This is a genomic window from Pyrobaculum sp. (assembly GCF_049971835.1).
GTDB lineage: Archaea > Thermoproteota > Thermoprotei > Thermoproteales > Thermoproteaceae > Pyrobaculum.
This window is the reverse complement of record NZ_JBMFKV010000103.1, coordinates 1-7551: the sequence shown is the minus strand read 5'-3', so window position 1 is coordinate 7551 and position 7551 is coordinate 1. Positions and strand designations below refer to the sequence as shown.

Sequence of the window (7551 nt, the reverse complement as noted above, 5' to 3'; positions counted from 1 at the left end):
CTCCATATGAAAAACTCGGCCCGCGTCACAGGCGCACTGCGGTATAGGAACTTCACCGCCCTCGGCGTAAACAGGCGGCGGGTTTCGTACTGAATGAGGAAGAGGAGCTTCATTAACTTCTTCAGGCTACCTACATTCCCTAGCCTAAATGCAACATACGCCACGACGTCACCTACATCATATTTGCCTATTGTTTCCACATTATTAACAACTCAATTAAATAAAACTTACCGGTTGCGCCCAATCGCCCTCGCTACAGAAGAGGGGCGCTTACGTATCAGAAACTTGTTAACGCCACGCTACTGAGGTGCTTGATATCAGCTTAAATACACGTGGAGAGTTGTGGCTATGCAGATTGTCGAGACGGGGTGCGTAGATGTCGCGGCCGTGACTCTTAGAATTAAGACTTTTCTCCAGCAGATGGTTGGCTACCTGCCTCCTAACTTTCGGGTGATTAAGGCGGAGAGGGAGGGCGATGTGTGGGTGGTCGAGGTGTACTACGTCTACGTCTCCGCGGTGCTGGGGGTGCCGCCGAGGGAGATCAAAGCGGTTTTGAAAGTGGATGAGAAATGCCGCATCCTCGACTACAGAGAGGAGCAGTAGTCGATACCGGGCTCCTCGCGGCGAGGATACTGCTTCAAATAGGCGCCCCGCGACTGGCGGCCCTTCTGGGGCGGGAGGCGGGGGTAGGCGAAGATGTCTGGAACTGCGCGCTCGTGGCATTATCGGGCGTGAGGATCTACACGACGGCCTTCGCGCTGGCTGAGGCTTTCGGGGGGATTATAGGGCGCAGGTGGCCCTACGCCGTTGCCCCGGCTCAAGTCGCCGTGGCGCAACTCAACGCCTCAGGAGATTTGGAAGAGGTTGCCGTGGACAAGGCGTCAATTCCCCCCGGCGGCGTGGGTCTTGTTGACGGATCGCTCATCGCGGCCGCGGTGGCTAGGGGCGTCCCGCTTGTGACTTACGACATGGAGCTTTGGCAGTTTGGGAGGGGGCTGGCCGACGTGTTGACTATCTACGAGCTGTGCGGAGGGTGATTGTTTTTATTTCTGTGGGGGGCGGGGGGTGTGGACGTCTCCGAGTTGTCTCTTGACGCGCGGCTTATCGCTGTGTTGAGGGAGAGGGGGGTTAGGGAGCTGTTTCCCCCGCAGGTCGAGGCGGTTAGGGCGGGGATATTCGACGGGGTGAATGTGTTGCTCTGCACAGCGACGGCGTCTGGCAAGTCGTTGCTTGCAGAGGTGGCGTCGGTTAAGGCGGCGCTTGAGGGGAGGATGGCGCTCTACGCCGTGCCTCTCAAGGCGCTGGCCCAGGAGAAGCTTGTCCACTTCTCCCACTACAGAGGGCTGGCGAAGATCGGCATATCCACCGGCGACTTTGAGTCAGACGACAAGAGGCTCTATGAATACGACGTCGTGGTTGTGACATACGAAAAGCTGGACAGCCTCCTCCGCCACAGGCCTAGCTGGCTGAGCTCAGTCGGCGTTGTCGTGGTGGACGAGATCCACTACCTGGGCGACCCCAAGAGGGGGCCCGTCCTCGAGTCGATAATAGCCAAGGTGAGGCACCTCGGCCTCAAGACGCAGTTTATTGGGCTCAGCGCCACGGTCGGCAACGCTGGTGACGTGGCTAGGTGGCTGGGAGCTAGGCTCGTGGCGTCTAGCTGGCGCCCCGTCCCGCTCCGGGAGGGGGTCTACCACGGGGGGAAGATCTACTTCTCCGACGGCGGCCAGAGGGCTGTAGGCGGGGCCGGCGGAGAGGCAGAGGTTGCCCTCGCGGTAGACGCCGTGGCTAGCGGCGGGCAGGCCCTGATCTTTACAAGTAGCAGGTCGTCCACGGTGCGCATCGCGAAGGCCGTGGCGCGGGCCGTGGCGGCCCACCCGGCTAAGCTTATCGACGTGGGGGAGGCGCAGGCGCTGGCGGGGGCCGTACTCAGCGCCTCTACCAGCAAGATCATTGGGAGGGAGCTCGCCGAGCTGGTGGCGAGGGGGGTAGCCTTCCACAACGCGGGGCTGGAGCTGGAGGTCAGGAGGCTGGTCGAGGAGGGGTTTAGGAGAGGCGTCATCAGGGTAATCGTCTCCACCACCACCCTAGCCGCCGGGGTGAACCTCCCGGCGAGGCGCGTCGTCGTGGCGGACTACGAGAGGTTTGACCCCGTGGTGGGGAGGGAGGAGATACCGGTGCTTGAGTACAGGCAGATGGCCGGCCGCGCCGGCAGGCCCGGCCTGGATCCGTACGGCGAGGCTGTTATTGTGGCTAGGAGCAGGGGCGAGGTGGATTACCTCATGGATAGGTACGTGAGGGGGAGGGTGGAGGATGTAAAGTCTCACATACTCTCCGGGCCTAACTTGAGGGCCCACGCCCTGGGGGCCGTGGGCGGGGGCTACGCCAGAACTATCGACGATTTGGTGGATTTCTTTTCCAACACCCTGGGGTACCACCAGGTGAAGACTTCTCTAAAGTCGGCGCTTCTCAGATCTAAGGTGGCCGACGCCGTGGATGAGCTGGTGGAGTGGGGCTTCTTGGAGCGAGACGGCGATTTGGTATACGCCACGGAGCTGGGGAGGCAGGTGGCTAGGCTCTACCTCGACCCCGAGACCGCGGCGAGGTACATAAACCTGCTTAAGGCGGTGAGGCGGGGGGCGGTCTCGGCATATCTGTATATAGTTCTGACGGCGCCCGACTTCCCCAGGGTGAGGCGGGGGAGGGTCAGCCGGGAGGTGGCTGAGGAGGTCCTCTCGGCGCTGGATGTTGAGGAGGACGAGGAGTTTGAAGACGTGGTGAGGACCGTCGCGATGCTGAAGGCGTGGATCGAGGAGGTTGACGAGGACCAGATCTACGAGAGATTCGAGGTGGCTCCGGGAGACCTCAGGGTGTATGTAGACCTCTTTGAGTGGCTTGGGGGCGCCGCGGCGAGGCTAGCCGGCGTAGTTGGGCTTGAGGAGCATAGACGCGGCCTTGAGAGAGTCACGGCACGCGTCGTTTACGGCGTCAGGGAGGAGTTGCTTGAGCTAGTCACGGCGTTGAGGGGGGTCGGGAGAGTTAGGGCGAGGGTGCTCTACAACTTCGGCTACAAGACGCTTAGAGACGTGGCGAGGGCCTCCGTGAGGGAAATAGCGTCTCTACCTGGCTTCGGCGAGAAGCTCGCCCAGTCCGTCATAGAGCAGGCTAGGCAGCTGGTGGAGTAGCTACGGCGCTATCTTCACCACGTTGTACCGCCCCGCTACCTTCAGCATGGTGGTGAAGCGGCGCATCTCCTCAACAGCCTCCCCCAGCCTCTCATCTGCCTCCAGCTCCACGACGAAGTAGTAGTCCCACGGCGATAGGCGGGTCGGCCGCGAGTATATCAGCGTCATGTTTATCCCCCTATTGGCAATGGGGGCGAGGGCCTTGTACAACGCGCCGGCGACGTTGGGCACGGCGAATATCAGCACCGCCCGCTCCCCCGCCGCTCCCCCCGCTCTAGACACCACGGCGAATCTCGTGTAGCTCTCCCCGTCCTCCACGCCGCAGGTCTTGTCAAAACCCTCCAGCGCCTTAGGCGACGCCAAGACTGCGCAGTCCCCTACGCACTTCTCAAACTCCTTGACCGCCTCGGAGGTGGAGTTTGTATACACGACGTCGGCGCCCAGCAGAGAGATGGCCCTCCTGGCCTGTGCCGCGGCGTGGGGGTGTGTGTAGACCACGCGGGGGCTCCCCTTCTTAGAGATACACAACGTGATTCTCATCTCACCCATCGCCGCTATGCCCACCTCACGCGTGGCTAGGGAGTCTATAGTCTCGCCGACTGGCCCCTCAAGGCTGTTGCTAAAGGGCACCACCCCGTAGTCAACAACGCCGCTTTCAACCCTCTCGAAGACCTCCGTAATAGATCTACAAGGCGTCAAGTCGCCGTGGGGGAATAGGTAGGAGGCGGCCTCCCAGGTGAAGGACTTCTCAGGGCCTAGGTAGGCCACGCCGGGTTTATGCGCTCTGGATACCTCTGAGGCTATTACTGCGGCGAGGACCCCGTTTATAAGAGGGGGCGCGTTGTACCTAGCCCGCTCTCTCAACAATTCGTACAGCTTCTTCTCTATTTCGTAAACCCCTGCATTGAGAATTGAGAATAGGCGTGTATATATCTGTTTCCGGGGACCCACATGCGGGTCTTTCGTCACCCGTAGGCCCGGGTTCAACTCTGCACCAATAAGCAGATCTACTAAACCTACGTGTTTATATACTCTCTCAGCCTCTACAAGACACGTGCCTAGGCGGCTTCTGCTGACACACGCCAACCTCGGAGGCTGGATTTCCCAGAAGATGAGAGAGATGGGAGCGGAGGTAGTGGAGGGTTTAGGATCTTGGGACGCCGTGGGGGAAATACACAGCGACGTGTTCCTCCGGGACGCCAGGCGGCGGGAGGCCGAGGTCTTGGCCGCCGCGGCGGTGGCCGAGGCCGCCCTCGGCCGGGAGGGGGTAATCTTCTACGCTGGTGGGACCGCGGGGGCCGGGTTGCACGCATCTAGAGGCGCTCTGTTTAATGTCTCCGTGTTCCTCGCCAAGCGGCTGGGCGCGGCCCTCGTGGCGGTTGACCGCCACTTCCCCTGGGGCACCTGGGAGCTTCACTTAGAACATAAATTCCCGCTGTATCTGGTATACGGAGGGGCCGAGGGGCCCTCTCGGAGGTACCTAGCTAAGAGGGGGCACGATGTAGTCGCCTTCCCCCTCCCTCCCGGGGCTGGGGATAGGAGCTTCGGCAAGGTGCTGAGCTACGTACTGCGCGAGGTGGAGGGGCCTCTTGTGTTGCAACTGGGGTTTGACATCCATCGGAAAGACCCCACTGGGTACTTCTTCGCATCCGAGGCGTTTTTCTACAGACTTGGCGAGGAGCTGAGGGGCAGGGAGAGGTTTTATATCTCGATAGAGTGCCCCTCCACGCCAGCTGTCTTCACGGCATCGCTGGCGGCACTGCTGGGCGGACTAGAGGGCGGCGGACCTCCTCCGGCGGAGCGGTATGAAGAGAGCGGAGATGTCTTGAGAGAGGTGGATCTCCTACTGAGGCGGGCTAGGGGGAGGTTATCTTGAAGCCGTTGTACTCGCCTCTATACCTCTCCTCCCTTATCTCAATCTCTCTTATCTTTATGGCGGGCGACGCCGCCGGCAGGAACTTCACCAGCCTGTCAACAGACTCGTCGGCGCCCTCCAACACCGCATAGAGCGTATCTCCGACGAGGCGCGCCTCCCCCGTCACGTTGTTTCTCAAGGCCTCGCCTTTTAGTATTTTTAAAATCGGCACCCCGGGAAGGTCCAGCTCGCCTCTTGCAACCACCACAACCCTCTTCACGGCCAGCCTCCAGATGCGGCTTATAAGTATTTCCTCAGATCGTCTCTTCCATCGTCACGCCTCCAACCATCGATCCCCTCATCACTGGTCAACACTTTTTAACCTCTGTAATTAATCTTTTGTGAGTGAGGTTAATAAGAAAATAGAGACCGCGGTGAGGAACCTCGCCGTTGAGGTAATAAACAAGTTTGAGAAGAAGAAGAGGATAGACAACATCCAGGAGCTCATAATACTGGCCACGTACCTCAACATGCAGAAGCTTGACGAGCTCAGAAACGACGTTGATGGCGTTATGAGGGCGTTTCAGCGGCTAGACGCACTTATAGACGTGGTTAGAGATTTAAAGAAGGCGGTGGAGAGCCTCCAGTCGGGGCAGACAGGCGAAGTCGCCAAGCTACTGGGCGAGGTAAACTCCAAACTCGACAAAATCCTGGAAAAGCTAGACGCATACACTGTGGAGAGTCTCTAGTCATTGATTTAAAACCTAACCCTCTCCTATCCGTGGCCGAGGTGTATAGGAAATGTGCATCTTATAGAGATCTGGTGGCCGGGGGGAGTGGCGAAAGGGAGTTTCTGCAGTGGCTCATCGCCTTCCTCGACACCCCCAGTGTCTGGTTCCACCTCTCGCCGGTCGAGGTGTTGGCATGGGAAGACGTGGAGACTAAGTTGGAGATCGGCGATGTGTCTCTGAGAGGTCTGGCGCTACCCTACTCGGGGCCCGCCTCTGTGGAGGGGAGGCTCGTCCCGCCGGACGGCGACATGGAGGGGAATATAGTGGTGGCCGAGTTCCCTAGTGATGTAGACGACGCCAAGTATATAGTAATCGAGGCGGCCAGGCGCGGCGCCCAGGCGGTGGTGTTCTCTGGAAAGCCGCCGCGGCGCATCGTAGTCACCGGCGAGTACGGCTATAAGATAGACGCGGCGCCGGCGCCCATCCCCGCCGCCAGTTTTGAAGACGCCGCCAGCCACATAGGCAAGCGGGCGCGGCTAGTTATAGAGACGAAGGCGCGGGTGACGTACAGCTACAGCCTTGTGGCGTTTAATAATTTTGAAAACACGCCGATGATCTCAGCCCACTGGGACCACTGGCTCGTTGGCGCCACCGACAACTGCGCAGGCGTGGAGGCGGCCGTGCTGGCGTTCAGCGAGTTGGTGGCCGACGACGTGCCGATCGCCCTCGGGCTCTTCACGGCCGAGGAGGGGGTGGCCCCCCACTTGCCGTCTTTCTACTGGGCCTGGGGGTCGTATAACTACTTTAAGAAGTGGAGGCCGTCGTTACTTGTAAATATCGACGTGGTTGGGGTGGGCACTCCGAGGATGTACGCCGTGCCCTACCTCCACGAGTCGCTGAGGGGTCTGGGCCCCGTTGAGCAACCGGAGGCTTACTTCGACAGCGTGCACTACGAGAGGTGGGGCCTACCATCGGTCACAATCTCGTCGCTTAGAGACACCTGGGCCTTCTACCACAGCCCACTAGACACAAACGTCGATTTAGAAAACATCCTATACGTAGCCGACCTCGCAAAAAGACTCGTAAAGATCAAGCCTGCCCCGCCCGCCGTAAGACTGGAGGACTACGGTCTACCGCCGGCGGACAGCCCCCACGAGGCTTGGTCCCTGGTGTACAACTACGTAGTGGTTTTCCGCGACTACAGCCACTCAGACATTGTATACACAGACATTTTCAAGTTCCTCAAAAAGGCGGCGGAGTACCGACGCATAGATCTGCTCGCGGGGCCCACCCTCTGCGTGGGCAACTGCGAAAAGGCGTTGGAGACGTACCGCGAGCTCGCCCTACTTAGACTCGCCTCTCAACCCCTCTAGCACCCTCCTAATGTATGTGGACGAGAGCGTATGTCCAAAGCCGTCTCGCACAGTGGAGATTACCACAACTTCCATAGGCCTGACCCCCCTCCTCGCCCTCTCGTCGTTTATCTGCAGGGCGCGGGGCGCCGTCTCTATACTGGCCACAATCGCCTCAAGCCTCGGGTCGGAGACGGCGGGGCCGTAGGGATCGTGTATCTCCACGTACACAACCTCCCTCTCCGGCGCTATCAGCGACATGAGATTTCTCAAATTAGCCAGCCTCGTGGAGAACTGCCTCACCTTATACTGCTTGTAGGTCGAGGCGAAGGAGTCGCTGGTGAGCCCAATCAAAATCCTCTCCCCAACCAGGGTGGCGGTGGCCAGCAACTTCACATGCCCGGAGTGCAACGTGTCGAAGGTACCCC

The 7551-nt window shown here is 59.8% G+C and carries 9 protein-coding genes and 1 pseudogene; 6 read left to right on the top strand and 4 right to left on the bottom strand.

Annotated features, from left to right (window positions below; translation table 11 throughout):
• Positions 1–200 (bottom strand): annotated as a pseudogene (locus tag ACP5J3_RS09250) (type II toxin-antitoxin system antitoxin SocA domain-containing protein); the annotation flags it as partial.
• A gap of 148 nt (positions 201–348) precedes the next feature.
• Here ACP5J3_RS09250 and ACP5J3_RS09245 point away from each other — a divergent pair.
• Genes ACP5J3_RS09245 through ACP5J3_RS09235 form a run of 3 tightly spaced genes read left to right on the top strand, consistent with a single transcriptional unit; the run spans position 349 to position 3185 of the window.
• Positions 349–603, top strand: coding sequence for a hypothetical protein (locus ACP5J3_RS09245; RefSeq protein WP_148683006.1), 255 nt, complete (start codon positions 349–351; stop codon positions 601–603).
• Complete coding sequence (locus ACP5J3_RS09240) at positions 570–1037, top strand: hypothetical protein (RefSeq protein ID WP_428495425.1); 468 nt, start codon at positions 570–572, stop codon at positions 1035–1037. Before ACP5J3_RS09245 ends, ACP5J3_RS09240 begins: the two co-directional genes overlap by 34 nt.
• 30 nt (positions 1038–1067) lie before the next feature.
• The gene (locus ACP5J3_RS09235; protein ID WP_428495424.1) at positions 1068–3185 is read left to right on the top strand and encodes a DEAD/DEAH box helicase; all 2118 of its coding nucleotides are present in this window, start codon (positions 1068–1070) and stop codon (positions 3183–3185) included.
• On the opposite strand, the gene ACP5J3_RS09230 is transcribed toward ACP5J3_RS09235, so the two are convergent.
• Positions 3186–4136 carry a prephenate dehydratase gene (locus ACP5J3_RS09230; RefSeq protein ID WP_428495423.1) on the bottom strand — a complete coding sequence of 317 codons (951 nt, stop codon included), beginning with the start codon at positions 4134–4136 and terminating at the stop codon, positions 3186–3188.
• Between the two features lie 103 nt (positions 4137–4239).
• Between ACP5J3_RS09230 and ACP5J3_RS09225 the strand changes: the two genes are divergently transcribed.
• Entirely contained in the window at positions 4240–5061 is an 822-nt protein-coding gene (locus tag ACP5J3_RS09225; RefSeq protein ID WP_428495422.1) for a histone deacetylase family protein, read from the top strand.
• On the opposite strand, the gene ACP5J3_RS09220 is transcribed toward ACP5J3_RS09225, so the two are convergent.
• Positions 5042–5320 carry an acylphosphatase gene (locus tag ACP5J3_RS09220; RefSeq protein WP_263245766.1) on the bottom strand — a complete coding sequence of 93 codons (279 nt, stop codon included), beginning with the start codon at positions 5318–5320 and terminating at the stop codon, positions 5042–5044. The two genes, ACP5J3_RS09225 and ACP5J3_RS09220, sit on opposite strands and share 20 nt — an antisense overlap.
• Positions 5321–5441: 121 nt before the next feature.
• On the opposite strand from ACP5J3_RS09220, the gene ACP5J3_RS09215 reads away from it, so the two are divergent.
• Positions 5442–5789: a hypothetical protein gene (locus ACP5J3_RS09215; RefSeq protein ID WP_428495421.1), complete on the top strand. Its 348-nt coding sequence runs from the start codon at positions 5442–5444 to the stop codon at positions 5787–5789.
• A 32-nt stretch (positions 5790–5821) separates the two neighbouring features.
• Positions 5822–7144, top strand: coding sequence for a M28 family peptidase (locus tag ACP5J3_RS09210; RefSeq protein WP_428495420.1), 1323 nt, complete (start codon positions 5822–5824; stop codon positions 7142–7144).
• On the opposite strand, the gene ACP5J3_RS09205 is transcribed toward ACP5J3_RS09210, so the two are convergent.
• Positions 7115–7551, bottom strand: a 437-nt coding sequence (locus ACP5J3_RS09205) for a phosphopantetheine adenylyltransferase (protein WP_428495419.1), incomplete at its 5' end; no start/stop codon positions are given. The genes ACP5J3_RS09210 and ACP5J3_RS09205 overlap by 30 nt on opposite strands.

Excerpts from the sequence above, each read along its gene's own strand:
- ACP5J3_RS09245 (WP_148683006.1), top strand. The coding sequence starts at position 349 with ATGCAGATTGTCGAGACGGGGTGCGTAGATGTCGCGGCCGTGACTCTT.
- ACP5J3_RS09240 (WP_428495425.1), top strand. The coding sequence starts at position 570 with ATGCCGCATCCTCGACTACAGAGAGGAGCAGTAGTCGATACCGGGCTC.